This is a genomic window from Streptomyces sp. NPDC002144, assembly GCF_053593695.1.
Window position 1 is genome coordinate 91,953 of sequence record NZ_JBSFDB010000033.1, and the last position, 14,586, is coordinate 106,538.

Here is a 14,586-nt window from a genome sequence, read left to right on the forward strand (position 1 = left end):
GTGCCCAACCCGTGGAAGGTTGGGCACAGAGCGTCACGAAGGTTTACGGCCGTACCGCCGTCACCAGGGGTTTCAGCCGAACAGGTCGTACTGCTGGAAACCGCCACCGACCGAGACTCTTGTGGCAAAGATCTCGCTTGTCGCCTTACCGGTGCCCTTGTAGAGATACAGGGTGCCGCCGGGCGTGCGGGCGAGGAAGTCGGCCCTGCCGTCGCCGTTGACGTCCCCGATCGCGTCGAAGGCGTTGTAGCCGGTCCAGGCGCTGCGCACCTTGATCCGGGCCGAGAAGACGCCCGTACCGGCCTTTCCGGTGCCCTTGTAGAGGTACAGGTCCCCGGTGCTCCTGTTCCGGGCGAGCAGATCGGCCTTGCCGTCGCCGGTGAAGTCGCCCTTGCCCCGCAGGACGTCGTACTGGTTCCAGCCACCGCCGACCTTCACCCGGGCGGCGAAGGTGCCGTTGCCCTTGCCCGGGTAGATCCACAGCGTGCCGCCGGAGTCCACGGACAGCAGGTCGGGCAGGTAGTCGCCGGTGACGTCGCCCGGGGTGACGATCCTCGTCCGGGTCGTCCAGCCACTGAAGATCTTCGTCCTGGCCCAGGAGTCGCTCGAGGGCACGTAGTGCAGCCAGTAGACGTCGCCGGAGGAGCTCTGGCGCAGCACGAGGTCCTGGTAGCCGTCCCGGTTCAGGTCGGTCTGCAGGACGACGTTGACACCGTCGTACGACCCCAGGGAGACCCGCGCGGCGAACGCCGAGCCGGTGGAGTCCTTCTCGAACGCCTCCTTCGTGGAGGAGTTGCGCACGAACAGGTCGGCCTTGCCGTCCGTGTAGCTGAGGTTGGCGTCGTCGGCATTGGCCCAGGCGGCGCCGACGTAGCTGCTGACCTTGGTGAAGACGCTGTAGTAGCCCTTCTTCACACAGTTCTCGACGCCCCAGGAGACCACGCCCACGATCCGGTTGTTCACGACCAGCGGCCCGCCGGAGTCACCGTTGCAGGATGCCTTGGTCCCGCTGTCGGTACCGCTCTGCGTGCCGGCGCAGATCATGTGCCCCTTGACGTACTGGGAGCCCCAGGCGCCGGAGCAGGTGGTGTCGGCGTGGATGGTCAGCGCGGCCGACTTCAGCGTCTCGGAGATGTCGCTGCTGCTGGAGCTGGTGCGCCCCCAGCCGTAGAGCCGGGCACTGGTGCCGCCGGCGTACGAGGCGGTGTCGCCGGACGTCGTCATCCGCAGCGGCGTCGCGGTGACGGGCGCGGCGAGGGTGAGGACGGCGATGTCGTTGTTGAGGGTCGTCGGGCTGAACGACGGGTGGTTCCACTGCCGCAGCGGCAACGAGACGGTGCCGCCGTGCAGGTCGGTGTTGCCCGAGCTGTCGGTGGTCGGCGTCTGCGAGGTGCCGGTCAGGACGGCGCCGTAGGCCTTCCAGTCGTAGGCCTTGCCGTTCTCGTCCTTGACGCAGTGCGCGGCGGTGAGGATCTTCGTCGGCGCCACGACGGTGCCGCCGCAGAAGAAGCTGACGACGTTGCTGCTGTCGGAGTCGTCGTAGTACCACAGCTGCGCCATCCAGGGCGCGGTGGTGATGGCGGTGTCGGTGCCGCCGATGACGTACGGCGAGACCGTCGAGCCGGTCGTGCTCGCGCTGTAGGCCGACTTCGTGGCGCTGCCGTCGGTCGTGAGCGCGCCGGCGATGCGCTTCGTCAGCTCGGCGGCCGGCACGGAGGCGGTGGCCGGCTTGGTGGTGGGCGTGGGCACCGGGGTGGCGGCGTCGGCCGACGCGGTGGACAGCGCGATCCCGACGGCCGCGGCGACGCCCGCGGCGGCGACGGGCAGCCCGAAACGAATCCGACGTCTGTGACGCCCGCCGGACAGGGGTGTGGACAAGGAGGTTCCCCCAGGGGACACAAGTGACAGGAGAGGCGCGAAGACACGCCTGTTCCTATCAGCGTCAAAGGGCTGGCCCCCGTCACTCTCGTGACGGGGGCCAGCCCTTGACGCCCTAGGGGCGCGGGGAACTGCGCGACCAGCAACCCACGGCCAGCAGCCGAAAGATCACCGAAGTCGGCTTTCCCAGCGGACCGCTCAGTCGCCGTTGCCCGGAGTCGGGGTCGTCTTCTGGATCTGCATCAGGAACTCGGCGTTCGACTTCGTCTGCTTCATCTTGTCGAGCAGCAGCTCGACCGCCTGCTGCTGGTCGAGTGCGTGCAGCACCCGGCGCAGCTTCCAGACGATGGCGAGCTCGTCGCTGGCGAGCAGGATCTCTTCCTTACGGGTGCCGGACGCGTCGACGTCCACCGCCGGGAAGATGCGCTTGTCGGCGAGCTTCCGGTCGAGCTTGAGCTCCGCGTTGCCGGTGCCCTTGAACTCCTCGAAGATCACCTCGTCCATGCGGGACCCGGTGTCCACCAGCGCGGTGGCGAGGATGGTCAGCGAGCCGCCGTCCTCGATGTTGCGGGCCGCACCGAAGAAGCGCTTCGGCGGGTACAGGGCGGTCGAGTCGACACCACCGGACAGGATGCGGCCGGAGGCCGGCGCCGCCAGGTTGTACGCACGGCCCAGACGCGTGATCGAGTCGAGCAGCACGACCACGTCGTGACCCAGCTCCACCAGACGCTTGGCGCGCTCGATGGCGAGCTCGGCGACCGTGGTGTGGTCCTCGGCCGGGCGGTCGAAGGTCGAGGAGATGACCTCGCCCTTGACCGACCGCTGCATGTCGGTGACCTCTTCCGGACGCTCGTCGACCAGGACGACCATCAGGTGGCACTCGGGGTTGTTGTGCGTGATCGCGTTGGCGATCGCCTGCATGATCATGGTCTTGCCGGTCTTCGGCGGGGCCACGATCAGACCGCGCTGGCCCTTACCGATCGGCGACACGAGGTCGATGATGCGGGTCGTGAGCACACCCGGGTCCGTCTCCAGACGGAGGCGGTCCTGCGGGTAGAGCGGCGTCAGCTTGTTGAACTCCGGGCGGCCACGGCCGTGTTCGGGCGCCATGCCGTTGACGGAGTCCAGCCGCACCAGCGCGTTGAACTTCTCGCGCCGCTCGCCTTCCTTGGGCTGGCGGACCGCACCGGTGACGTGGTCGCCCTTGCGCAGGCCGTTCTTGCGGACCTGGGCGAGGGAGACGTAGACGTCGTTCGGACCCGGGAGGTAGCCGGAGGTCCGGATGAAGGCGTAGTTGTCCAGGATGTCCAGGATGCCCGCGACCGGGATCAGGACGTCGTCCTCGGCCAGCTGCGGCTCCGCGCCACCGATCTCGTCACGGCCACGACGGCCACGACGGTCCCGGTAACGGCCCCGACGGCCACGGCGACCGCCCTCGAAGTCGTCGTCGTCCTGCGGACCGACGCCGCCGCGGTCCTGACGGCCGCCGCCCTGCTGCTGGCTCTGCTGCTGGCGCTGGCCGCCCTGGCCCTGCTGGTCGTCGCCCTTGCGACGGTCACCGCGGTCCTGACGGTCCCCGCGGTCGCCGCGGTCCTGGCGGTCGCCGCGGTCACGGCCGCGGTCCCGGCGGTCGCGACGGCCACGGCCCTCGCCGTCACCGGCGTCGCCCTGCGGCTGCGCCTGGGCCGGGTTCTCGGCCTTCGGCTCGCTCTTGGCCTCGGCGACGATGGTCTCGGCGCTGTTCGACGCCGGGGCGCCGGCCTCGGCGGTGGCACGGCGCCGACGGCGCTCGGTGGGCGCGTCGTCGCCGGCCGCGGGCTGGCCGGGGATCTCGATCTGCTGCTGGGCCACGGCGGTCTCGGCGGGCGCCTCGGCCGACTTCTTGTCGGCGGCGGGAGCGGCGTCGTCGCCGGTACGGGCCTTGGAGGTGGCCCGGCGCTTCGGCTTGGTCTCGGCGGCGGCGTCGGCCTTGGCAGCCGGGGCCCCACCTCCCGCCTGCGCCTCCTTGATGACCTCGATCAGCTGGCTCTTGCGCATCCGCGCGGTGCCCCTGATGCCGAGGCCCGAGGCGACCTGCTGGAGCTCGGCCAGCACCATGCCCTCGAGGCCGGTACCGCGGCGCCGCCGGGAGCCGGCACCGGTGGCAGGCGCGGAGGCGTCCGTGGCGGGCGCGGCAGCGGTCTCCTCGACACGTGCGCCCATCAGATCGGTGGTGTCGCTCACGAAGGGTCCTTCCCTGGAGCGGACGTCGGCCTTCTGGCTCGGCGACCGGTTGTGCGTCCGGCTTGGTCCTCGCTGTGTGGACCGCGCCGGGGCGGTGGTCCGCCAAAGGTGGCGGAGGCGATATCTGGGATGGCGCTTCCTACGGCCGTGGCACCGAGTGCCGGTGTCACGTGGCCTGGTCGCACCGATTCCGGAGCGTGCCCGGCAAGTCGCTCAGTGCCCGCATACGAGGTACTGCCCACGTACGTCGTACGGAACACAGTGCGGCTTGGGAGGCTCCCGGAAGAATGTCTGTCCCGGACGGGGACACGAAGCACCTCGCCATGGTGGGGTCGGGTGCAGACTTGAGGTTAACACTACCGGATCCAACAAACATTCCCCCTCTCGAAATCCGGCAACCGTGTGTCAGGTCGCAAGCGGCAGCACGCTCGCTCCCCGGGCGTCGAGGTCGAGCCGGTTGGCGGCCCACCCCTCGCCTGCCAGATGGGACACCTTGTCGGCGCTGTCGGCGTCGGCCAGCGCCAGCACAGTGGGCCCGGCTCCGGAGATGACCGCCGGGACCCCGTCGGCCCGCAGTCGCTCCACCAGCGCGGCGCTCTCCGGCATCGCCGGGGCGCGGTACTCCTGGTGCAGCCGGTCCTCGGTGGCGGGCAGCAGCAGCTCGGGGCGCCTGGTGAGGGCCTCGACGAGCAGGGCCGCCCGGCCCGCGTTGGCGGCGGCGTCGACGTGCGGCACGGAGCGCGGGAGCAGTCCGCGCGCGGTCTCGGTCAGCACCGGCTTTCCGGGCACGAAAACCACCGGAACGATGGAATCGGTGGGCTCCAGCCTGATCGCCCGGGCGGCCCCCGCCTCCATCCAGGCGATGGTGAAGCCGCCGAGCAGACAGGGCGCGACGTTGTCGGGGTGGCCCTCGATCTCGCTCGCGAGCTCCAGCAGCGCGGTGTCGTCGAGCCGGGCCTCGCCGCCTATGGTCACGGCGCGCGCGGCGACGATCCCGGCGCAGATGGCGGCGGAGGAGGAGCCCAGGCCGCGGCCGTGCGGGATGCGGTTGGCGCACACGATCTCCAGGCCGCGCGGCTGTCCGCCCAGCAGATCGAAGGCGGTGCGCAGGGACCGTACGAGAAGGTGGTTTTCGTCACGCGGCAGCGTCTCGCTGCCCTCGCCGGCGATGTCGATGTGCAGCCCGGAGTCGGCCACGCGCACGACGACGTCGTCGTAGAGCCCCAGCGACAGACCCAGGGCGTCGAAGCCCGGGCCGAGGTTGGCGCTGGTGGCGGGGACGCGCACCCGCACGGCGGCGGCGCGGAACGCTGGACCGGCCATCGCTCGACGACTCTCCTTGAGCTGCGTGATTGTCGAATGGCATTCGATTGACATTCGATGACGTACGAAGACCCTGCGGGCCGCGGAGACGGCGCGGCACCCGACATATGCGAGGGCATATGCAGCGGGCGGGTTCGGTACAGCCTATCGAAGGAAGGTTCTGTGGCGACATAGGGCGCACAGGAGGCGCACGATGCGTGTCGTAAGCCCCCTGTGCACCCCCGTAGGGACAACCCCTGGCGCCGCTGAGGAGTTCCCGGTCAGTCGCCGCGAAATCCCCGATCGGTTCCCGGTCGGTTCCCGGTCGGTCGCCGCGAAATCCCCGGTGGTTTCCCTGTCAGGCGAGGCCGAGGCGCTCCGCCGCGGTGACCGCGTCGACCGGGACGGTGACCGGCTGCGGGGCGCCGGCGACGGCCCAGTCGGGGTCCTTGAGGCCGTTGCCGGTGACGGTGCACACGATGGTCTGGCCCGGGTCCACCTTGCCCTGCTCGGCGGCCTTCAGCAGACCGGCCACGGAGGCGGCGGAGGCGGGCTCCACGAAGACGCCCTCCTGAGAGGCCAACAGCCGGTAGGCGCGCAGGATCTCACGGTCCGTCACCTCGTCGATGAGGCCGCCGGACTCGTCCCGCGCGGCGAGCGCGTACTGCCAGGACGCGGGGTTGCCGATGCGGATGGCGGTGGCGATGGTCGACGGGTCCTTGACCACCTCGCCGCGCACGATGGGCGCGGAGCCGGAGGCCTGGAAGCCCCACATCCGGGGCGTCCGCTTCGCCACGCCGTCGGCGGCGTACTCCGTGTAGCCCTTCCAGTAGGCCGTGATGTTGCCCGCGTTGCCGACCGGCAGGACGTGGATGTCGGGCGCGTCACCGAGCATGTCGACGATTTCGAAGGAGGCCGTCTTCTGCCCCTCGATGCGCACCGGGTTGACCGAATTGACCAGCGCCACCGGGTAGTTGTCGCTCAGCGAGCGGGCGAGGGTGAGGCAGTCGTCGAAGTTGCCGTCGACCTGGAGGATCTTGGCGCCGTGCACCAGCGCCTGCCCCATCTTGCCCAGCGCGATCTTGCCCTGCGGCACGAGAACGGCCGAAACCATGCCCGCGCGCACGGCGTAGGCGGCCGCGGAGGCCGAGGTGTTGCCGGTGGAGGCGCAGATGACGGCCTTCGCGCCCTCCTCCTTGGCCCTGCTGATGGCCATGGTCATACCGCGGTCCTTGAAGGACCCGGTCGGGTTCGCGCCCTCCACCTTCAGGTGGACCTCGCAGCCCGTGCGCTCGGAGAGCACCTGCGCGGGCACGAGGGGCGTGCCGCCCTCGCGGAGCGTCACGACCGGCGTGGTGTCGGAGACGGGCAGCCGGTCCCGGTACTCCTCGATGATTCCGCGCCACTGGTGGGTCATTGCTGGTTACTCTCCTTCAACCCGCATGATGCTGGCGACACCCCGCACGGTGTCGAGCTTGCGCAGCGCCTCGACGGTCCCCGACAGGGAGGCGTCGGACGCACGGTGGGTGACGACGACGAGAGAGGCCTCGCCGTCCTTGCCCTGCTGCCGAACGGTGTCGATCGACACCCCGTGCTCGGCGAACACCGTCGCGACCTGGGCGAGAACACCCGGTTTGTCGGCCACGTCGAGGCTGATGTGGTACCGCGTCACGACGTCGCCCATGCCCGACACGGGCAGCGCGGCGTACGCCGACTCGCCGGGACCGGTCGCGCCGCCCAGCCGGTTGCGGCAGACGGCGACGAGGTCGCCGAGAACGGCGGAGGCGGTGGGGGCGCCGCCGGCACCGGGCCCGTAGAACATGAGCTGCCCACTGGCGTCCGACTCCACGAACACGGCGTTGTACGCGCCCCGCACCGAGGCCAGCGGATGCGTGAGCGGGATCATCGCGGGGTGCACGCGCGCGGTGACCGACTGGCCGTCCTCGGCCCGCTCACAGATGGCGAGCAGCTTGATGGTGCAGCCCATCTCCTTCGCCGAGCGGAAGTCGGCGGCGGTGACCTCGGTCATGCCCTCGCGGTAGACGTCGTCCAGGCGCACCCGCGAGTGGAAGGCGATCCCGGCGAGGATGGCGGCCTTGGCGGCGGCGTCGAAGCCCTCGACGTCGGCGGTGGGGTCGGCTTCCGCGTACCCCAGGGCGGTGGCCTCGTCGAGGGCCTCCTGGTAGCCGGCGCCCGTCGAGTCCATCTTGTCGAGGATGAAGTTGGTGGTGCCGTTGACGATGCCGAGCACCCGGTTGACCTTGTCACCGGCGAGGGACTCGCGCAGCGGCCGGATCAGCGGAATCGCACCCGCGACGGCGGCCTCGTAGTACAGGTCCCTGCCACGCTCCTCCGCCGCCGCGTGCAGGGCGGCGCCGTCCTGGGCGAGCAGCGCCTTGTTCGCGGAGACGACGGAGGCCCCGTGCTCGAAGGCGGTGGTGATCAGCGACCGGGCGGGCTCGATCCCCCCGATGACCTCCACCACGACGTCGATGTCGCCGCGTTTGACGAGGGCGGTGGCGTCGGTGGTGACGAGTTTCGGGTCGATGCCCTCACGCACCTTGCCGGGACGCCGGACCGCGACCCCAGCGAGTTCGACGGGGGCCCCGATCCGGGCGGCGAGGTCGGCCGCGTGCGTCGTCATGATGCGCGCCACCTCTGAGCCGACAACCCCACAGCCCAGCAGCGCCACCTTCAGCGGACGCGTACGCATCATCCGACCTCGTTTCCTCATACCGTCTACGGTTGGACCAGTCTCACTCACCGGACGGGACTTTCTGCCGATTGTCCGAATCCTGAGACATCAATTTCATTTGTAAGGGCCCGGGCGACCGAAGATCTTCCAGCCCCTTGTCTCTTCCTTGTCTCTTCCTTGTCTCTTCCTTGTCTCTTCCTTGTCTCTTCCTTGTCTCTTCCTGATCTCTTCCTGGCCGGCCTCACCCGACGTCGAGACGGAGAAGGTCCTCCTCGGTCTCGCGCCGCACGATCACCCGCGCCTCGCCGTCCCGCACGGCGACGACCGGCGGCCGCAGCACGTGGTTGTAGTTGCTGGCCATGGACCGGCAGTACGCCCCGGTCGCCGGTACGGCGATGAGGTCACCCGGTGCCAGGTCGGCCGGCAGGAACGCGTCCTTGACCACGATGTCCCCGCTCTCGCAGTGCTTGCCGACGACCCGCGCGAGCATGGGCTCGGCGTCGGAGACCCGGGAGACGAGGGCGACGCTGTACTCGGCGTCGTAGAGCGCGGTCCTGATGTTGTCGGACATGCCTCCGTCGACGGAGACGTACGTCCGCAGCCCGTCGAGGGGCTTGATGGTGCCGACCTCGTAGAGCGTGAAGGCGGTCGGCCCGACGATGGCCCGCCCGGGCTCGACGGAGATACGGGGAGTGCGCAGCTTGGTGGCGTCGCACTCACGGCTGACGATCTCGGTCAGCGCCTTGGCGATCTCGTGCGGCTCACGGGGATCGTCGTCACTGGTGTACGCGATCCCGAGCCCACCCCCGAGGTCGATCTCGGGCAGCTCCACCCCGTGCTCGTCCCGGATGTCCTTGAGCAGCCCGACCACCCGATGGGCCGCGACCTCGAACCCGGACATGTCGAAGATCTGCGACCCGATGTGGGAGTGAATCCCGATCACCTCGAGCCCGTCGAGCTGCAACGCGCGCCGCACGGCCTCCGCCGCCTGACCCCCGGCGAGCGGAATCCCGAACTTCTGGTCCTCGTGGGCGGTGGCGATGAACTCATGAGTGTGCGCCTCCACCCCCACCGTGATCCGGATCTGCACCCGCTGCCGCTTCCCGAGCTCCTGCGCGATGTGGGCGACCCGCACGATCTCCTGGAAGGAGTCGAGCACGATCCGCCCGACCCCGGCGGTGACGGCCCTGCGGATCTCCTCGGTCGACTTGTTGTTGCCGTGGAAGGCGATCCGGTCGGCGGGCATCCCCGCGGAGAGCGCGGTGGCGAGCTCGCCGCCGGAGCAGACGTCGAGATTGAGCCCTTCCTCGTCCAGCCACCGCACGACGGCCCGCGAGAGGAACGCCTTCCCCGCGTAGAAGACGTCGGCGTCATGCCCGAAGGCGGTACGCCAGGCACGCGCGCGGGCACGGAAGTCGGCCTCGTCCATGACGTACGCCGGGGTCCCGAACTCCTCGGCGATCGCCTTGACGTCGATCCCGCCGACGGTCACGACCCCGTCGGCGTCCCGGCGCACGGTCTGCGCCCACACCTTGGAGTCGAGGCTGTTGAGGTCTGTCGGAGGGGCGGAGTAGTGCCCCTCGGGAAGCACATCGGCGTGACGGGGCCCGGCGGGGTGTGCGGAACGGCTCATCTTCGGTCGTCTTTCAGAGGTGTTGGGGTGCGTCGATGCCGAGCAGGGACAGGCCACCGGCCAGCACCGCCCCGGCTGCTTCGGCAAGAGCGAGCCGGGCACGGTGGGCGGCCAAGGGTTTCTCCGCTCCACGGGGCAACACGGCCGGCAGCAGCGGCAACAGGGCATCGGCAACGCTGACGAGGTGCCGGGCGAGACGGTCGGGGGCGTGACTGGTGGCGGCGGCGAGGAGGACGCGGGGGTGGTCGGCCAGGGCGGTCAGGAGGGGTGGCAGGAGGGGGGTGGGGTCGGCTGCGGCGCTTGTGTATGCCCACTCGGGGGCCGGCGAATCACCGGGGGCGGAGGGCCGCACGACCTGGGGCTCGGGCCGGGCACGGCCGTAGGGAGGGCTTACGGGGGCGGGCTCGGGAGACGCGTCACCGTGCTCGGGTGGTCGTACGTCCCCGGGATCCGCGGTGAAACCGAGGGCGGCGGCGTTGCGCGCGAGAGCGCAGGCGCGGGCGTGGGCGTAACGGACCCGGAAGAGCGGATTGCTCTCACGCTGGACCAGGAGGTCGGCGGTTATACGGGGCCGGTCGTGCGGGGCGGGGTGGAGCAGGGCCCAGCGTGCGGCGTCGGGACCGAGCGGCGCGGGGTCCTCGGGCGCCGGGACTGGCCGGAGGCTGACGGGTTCGGCGTGCTCGACCTCTGCGCGGCCGCCCTGGGAGGCGATGATCCGGGTGAGCGCGTCGGCGACGACCTCGGCCCGCACCTCGTACGGAATGCGCAGCTCGACGATCCGACCGGCAAGGGCGTCACTGTGGCCGTAGGCCGTCCCCGCCCGCAGGATGTCACGCACGAGGCCGACGGGAGCGGCACCCCCGAGGCTGATGTTGATGAACCCGGGCCCGGTGACGGTGACGCCGGCGACCCCATCCGTCCCGACCAGATGCCGGCACAGAATCTCGGCGACGCGAAGGGGCGGCTGCCCGGCGGCGCGGGCGAGCTGGAGGGCGATGTTGGTGGCGTAGTCGCCGCAGCCGCCGGGCCCGGGCGGGGTGACGACGGCCCGTGCCGGCACGGCAACGCTCAGTTCCCCACCGTCAACAGCACGACGCACCGCGCCCAGCACGGTACGGGAGAGCTCGACGGGGGTCACGGGACAAGCGTAGGGGAGGAGGGGGGTGGGTAGGCGAGCAGGTTTGGCGGGGTCCCGGGATGTGGGACGGGCACGCAAACCGGACATCGGTCAGCGCACACGCACGAACGCCCACGGCCCCTTTCCGCAGCCACCCTGCGCAGCCCCGCCCCTAGGGATGCCCGGCGTCCTGGAGACCGGGGTCGTGAAGGCCGTCGTCGTTGAGCCCGGCGTCACGCAGACCGGCATCGGGATGCCCAGCGTCACGAAGCCCGGCGTCACGCAGACCGGCATCGGGATGCCCAGCGTCACGAAGCGGGGCGTCACGCGGACCACTGTCACGAAACCCGGTGTCGCGAAGCACGCCGTCGCGAAGCCCGGCGTCATGACGCCCCGCACCCCCCTCTCCCCCTCCCCTGCTCCGCCCGCCCCGCGTGCCACCCTTCCCCTCGATCAACTGCTGCACGAGACGAACGAGTTCAGCGGGCTCGAAGGGTTTGGCGAGAAAGGCGTCGACGCCGACGTCGAGCCCGGCCTCAACCTCAAAAGCGGTGCAGGCGCTCACGATGGCGAGAGGAAGATCACGGGTACGGGGATCGGACCGCAGGCGGGCGGCGGTGCGCAACCCGTCCAGCCGCGGCATCACGACGTCAAGGGTGACGACATCGGGCCGCACGTCATGAACGAGATCCAGACACTCGACACCATCGGCCGCGGTCACGACCTCGAGCCCCTCCAGCTCGAGATTGACCCTGATCAGCTGCCGGATGACCTTGTTGTCGTCCACAACAAGCACCCGACCCGACGCGCCTGGCACAACTCGAGAGTAGGTCGACCCCGGCCACCGCGTCCGGCTTTTCCCCACTTCCACCCCGCACGAGGAACACACCGGGGACGACCGCACTCCAGCCCTCCCACCGCCGGCGCCACCCACAGAAACCCACCCCGACCGCCACGCCCGCCCCCGCTAAACCCGTTCATGAACACCCCGAAGGAGCTGGTAGGGTTCTACCCGTCGCCGCCCCGCAAGGCGCCCGACACGCCCCCGTAGCTCAGGGGATAGAGCAACGGCCTCCGGAGCCGTGTGCGCAGGTTCGAATCCTGCCGGGGGCACTCGCCAGACCACCTACGGAAATCCGTACGTGACCAGGGCGGATGCCGACATGAGAGAGCGGGAGTCAGTCTCACTGACTCCCGCTCTCTCTCGTTGTGTACGACTGTTCGCGACACACCTCCGACACAACAACGCAGGGCATAGAACTCAGATATAGCCCTTGTCGGCGCCAGCAGCGCTCGACCTGGGGCTCGTTGCGGCGACGACGGCAGTCTGGCCGGGACGAGAGGGCTCGCGACCGAACGTTGGCTACGAGCTATCCACTCAACAGACGGCTACCCACAGTCACCCGTGTAGCCTCGATGCGCCAGCTACTAGACACTTCTGGGCGATGAATTTCACCAATTCAACGTCAGGCGCGAGCGAATCAGCCTCCCGAGAGAAAGGCAGCAGAATTTCTGCGGCAGCCTCTCCACCGTCTTCTTTGGTGTGAACGATGCGACACCGGATGTCGTAGACACGATTAGCGACCTGATTCATTAGATCATTTCGCCGATCTTTCAGATCGATTCGAGTAACCCCTTTCAGCACCTTACCTTCGAAATGATCAGCAAAGCTCGCGTCGGACTCTAGGAAATCCCTAATATGCCCCTCGGACATGCAGCCTTTGAGTGTCGCCTTGAGTTGATCCCGCTCACTTCCCATACCCCTCCCCGCTTGTGAAGCAATTAGCAGTACGCGCGAAAGGTGAGCATCATCCTCGATCTCAAACCGGGGGTCGCGCAACTCGTAGCGCAGTTTGTCAAGAATATCTCGACGCCCGTAGCTAGGGAAGTAATACTCAAGAACCTGATAGAACGCAAGAAACTCAAGTAGAGGCAGCCCTGCCGATGCCCTTCCATACCAGTACAGGCTCAGCGGCTTCTCCGCGTAGGCCGCACGGGGAGCCCTGACACTAGCGCCCGCGGCCTCGCCCCGGTCCGAGAAGCGGCGTCGCAGCCGTCGAGCCCTGTCACGCGCCGTCACCAACTTCAACGGCACGTCGAAGCGCAGATCGGTCTCAAAGAAAAGAGCGTTGGAAACTCTGTTCAGAAGCTGAAGAGCTTCGTCATGGCGCGTTACATCTACGTCAACCAGGCGGAGCGTGGAAAACCTCCCCACACCGGGGCCATAACGTGTGGTGAAATCCATGAACCGCCCACTGGCGGTTCCTATTTCCACTTTATAAGAAACACCCTCAGCCTGTTCTATATCTAGAACCCAATCATCCTCAGCCCTTACCCAACCCCTGGAATCCCCGTCGGACGACTTCAGCTCCTCCAAATCCTCATCCAAAGGAAGCTGCCCATCGTTCAGCTTCCTGATCCCAGGAAGCTCTATTAGCGCCCGCCCAAGGTGTCGAGGACCATTCACGTGATGCTGGATCGATGCCTCGATCGTGCGCGTGTCCTTGAAGAGGCACGCATCAAAATCACCAAGGTACATAACTTCGGTGAGCGGGTTCGTCAGGAAAGATTGGGCTCGTTGGCGCGATAGGAAACGCCACCGCTTCTGCCTACCATTAGCGAACGCAACCTTTAGTCTCGCCTGTTCCTCACCTAGGGCAAGCTCGAACTCAATACCGGCTTCCCTGCATTGTTCGGCCAAAAGACGAAAAGGATCCGAAGGTTGCAGACTCTCCAAATCCATGTGGGAACCTCTGCCGTCACTCATCTAGCTACGCCCCCTTGCTCCTCAGTAGCAGAAGCGGAAGCCTAACGTTTCGGGCCAGCGCGGACAGCGGTTCGCCCAAGTCAGCCAAGAGCCTGCGGCAACAGTGGGTATGGTGCGGACTGTAGGCCGCACCATACCCACCTGCTCATCCTCAGACGCTGTCGCCGTCCTCCTCAAGCACACGAGTGATCATTGCGTTAGCGGCTTCCTCATGGCCGTCGATGCAGCCGTGATAGCGCCTGTGAATCACCTCCGGAGAGTTGCCAACCCGGCGGGCGACTTCAGCAATGGGCACTCCAGCGTTCAACCATCGTGTGATGCAGGTATGCCGCAGGTCGTACGGGCGCCCAGCCAACGGAGAGTCGACGCGTTCCGGCAGTAACGCATACTGGCGCGCCTCCTCCCATACTCGCCAATAAGTGGACGAGCCGACCACTCCCCCGCGCTCGTTCCCGAACACGCGCTCTTCCTTGGCTGTTCCGAACTCGTTCAGATGGGCACGGAGGACGGCGACCAGAACAGGCGGGATGGGAACCGGCCGGTCAGTAGTGGCTGCCCGCGCCTTCAGGCCTCGGCGATCGTGGCGTTCCCCGGAGTCAGTCCACTGCTTGCCTGAGACGGGACGGGTCTCCCGGAGCGTCAGCGTGCCCCACCCCTTCTCTGGCAGGTGGCAGTCGGGCAACCGGAGTCCGACCGCTTCCGCAGGCCGGAGCCCCGCGTAGTAGAGGACTGCGTAGAAGGCCACCAGCCGCCGCCCGCGGCAGCGATCCCATGAACCTACGTAGGAGACGGCCGTGAGCAACTGCCGTGCCTGCACGGCATTCACTAGGACGCGCCGGTCCACCACATCGTGGGAGCCGACGCGTTTCCGGCGGGTGAGGGGCCACGAGGTTTCCGGACAGGCACCCAATAGGGTTGTCCTGAACAAGGAAACGAGGACGAAGTGGCGCCACCCAGTAAGTACTCGCCGG

At 68.4% G+C, this 14,586-nt stretch carries 9 protein-coding genes, 1 tRNA gene and 1 pseudogene; 1 reads left to right on the plus strand and 10 read right to left on the minus strand.

From position 1 onward, the window contains the following. Positions 1 to 72: 72 nt before the first annotated feature. The 8 genes and pseudogenes from ACWCQ1_RS37200 to ACWCQ1_RS37235 form a co-directional block, all read right to left on the minus strand. Positions 73 to 1,878, minus strand: coding sequence for a trypsin-like serine protease (locus ACWCQ1_RS37200; RefSeq protein WP_451028351.1), 1,806 nt, complete (start codon positions 1,876 to 1,878; stop codon positions 73 to 75). A gap of 198 nt (positions 1,879 to 2,076) precedes the next feature. Then, the gene (rho, locus tag ACWCQ1_RS37205; protein ID WP_133044666.1) at positions 2,077 to 4,101 is read right to left on the minus strand and encodes a transcription termination factor Rho; all 2,025 of its coding nucleotides are present in this window, start codon (positions 4,099 to 4,101) and stop codon (positions 2,077 to 2,079) included. Positions 4,102 to 4,506: 405 nt separating this feature from the next. Further along, the gene (gene thrB, locus ACWCQ1_RS37210; RefSeq protein ID WP_358593989.1) at positions 4,507 to 5,424 is read right to left on the minus strand and encodes a homoserine kinase; all 918 of its coding nucleotides are present in this window, start codon (positions 5,422 to 5,424) and stop codon (positions 4,507 to 4,509) included. A 337-nt stretch (positions 5,425 to 5,761) separates the two neighbouring features. Further along, positions 5,762 to 6,820, minus strand: coding sequence for a threonine synthase (gene thrC / locus ACWCQ1_RS37215; RefSeq protein ID WP_133044664.1), 1,059 nt, complete (start codon positions 6,818 to 6,820; stop codon positions 5,762 to 5,764). Between the two features lie 6 nt (positions 6,821 to 6,826). Beyond that, a complete protein-coding gene (locus ACWCQ1_RS37220; RefSeq protein WP_133044663.1) occupies positions 6,827 to 8,119 on the minus strand; it encodes a homoserine dehydrogenase in 1,293 nt (430 codons plus the stop codon). 220 nt (positions 8,120 to 8,339) lie between these two features. Then, positions 8,340 to 9,731, minus strand: a complete 1,392-nt coding sequence (gene lysA, locus ACWCQ1_RS37225; RefSeq protein ID WP_451028352.1) for a diaminopimelate decarboxylase — start codon at positions 9,729 to 9,731, stop codon at positions 8,340 to 8,342. Between the two features lie 13 nt (positions 9,732 to 9,744). Continuing rightward, entirely contained in the window at positions 9,745 to 10,869 is a 1,125-nt protein-coding gene (gene nrtL / locus ACWCQ1_RS37230; protein ID WP_358593991.1) for an ArgS-related anticodon-binding protein NrtL, read from the minus strand. Positions 10,870 to 11,236: 367 nt separating this feature from the next. Then, positions 11,237 to 11,713: pseudogene (locus tag ACWCQ1_RS37235) on the minus strand (response regulator); the annotation flags it as partial. Positions 11,714 to 11,889: 176 nt separating this feature from the next. On the opposite strand from ACWCQ1_RS37235, the gene ACWCQ1_RS37240 reads away from it, so the two are divergent. Then, positions 11,890 to 11,961 (plus strand) — tRNA-Arg (locus ACWCQ1_RS37240). A 286-nt stretch (positions 11,962 to 12,247) separates the two neighbouring features. On the opposite strand, the gene ACWCQ1_RS37245 is transcribed toward ACWCQ1_RS37240, so the two are convergent. Beyond that, positions 12,248 to 13,615 carry a hypothetical protein gene (locus ACWCQ1_RS37245; protein WP_451028353.1) on the minus strand — a complete coding sequence of 456 codons (1,368 nt, stop codon included), beginning with the start codon at positions 13,613 to 13,615 and terminating at the stop codon, positions 12,248 to 12,250. 151 nt (positions 13,616 to 13,766) lie between these two features. Next, positions 13,767 to 14,586, minus strand: an 820-nt coding sequence (locus tag ACWCQ1_RS37250; RefSeq protein WP_451028354.1) for a tyrosine-type recombinase/integrase, incomplete at its 5' end; no start/stop codon positions are given.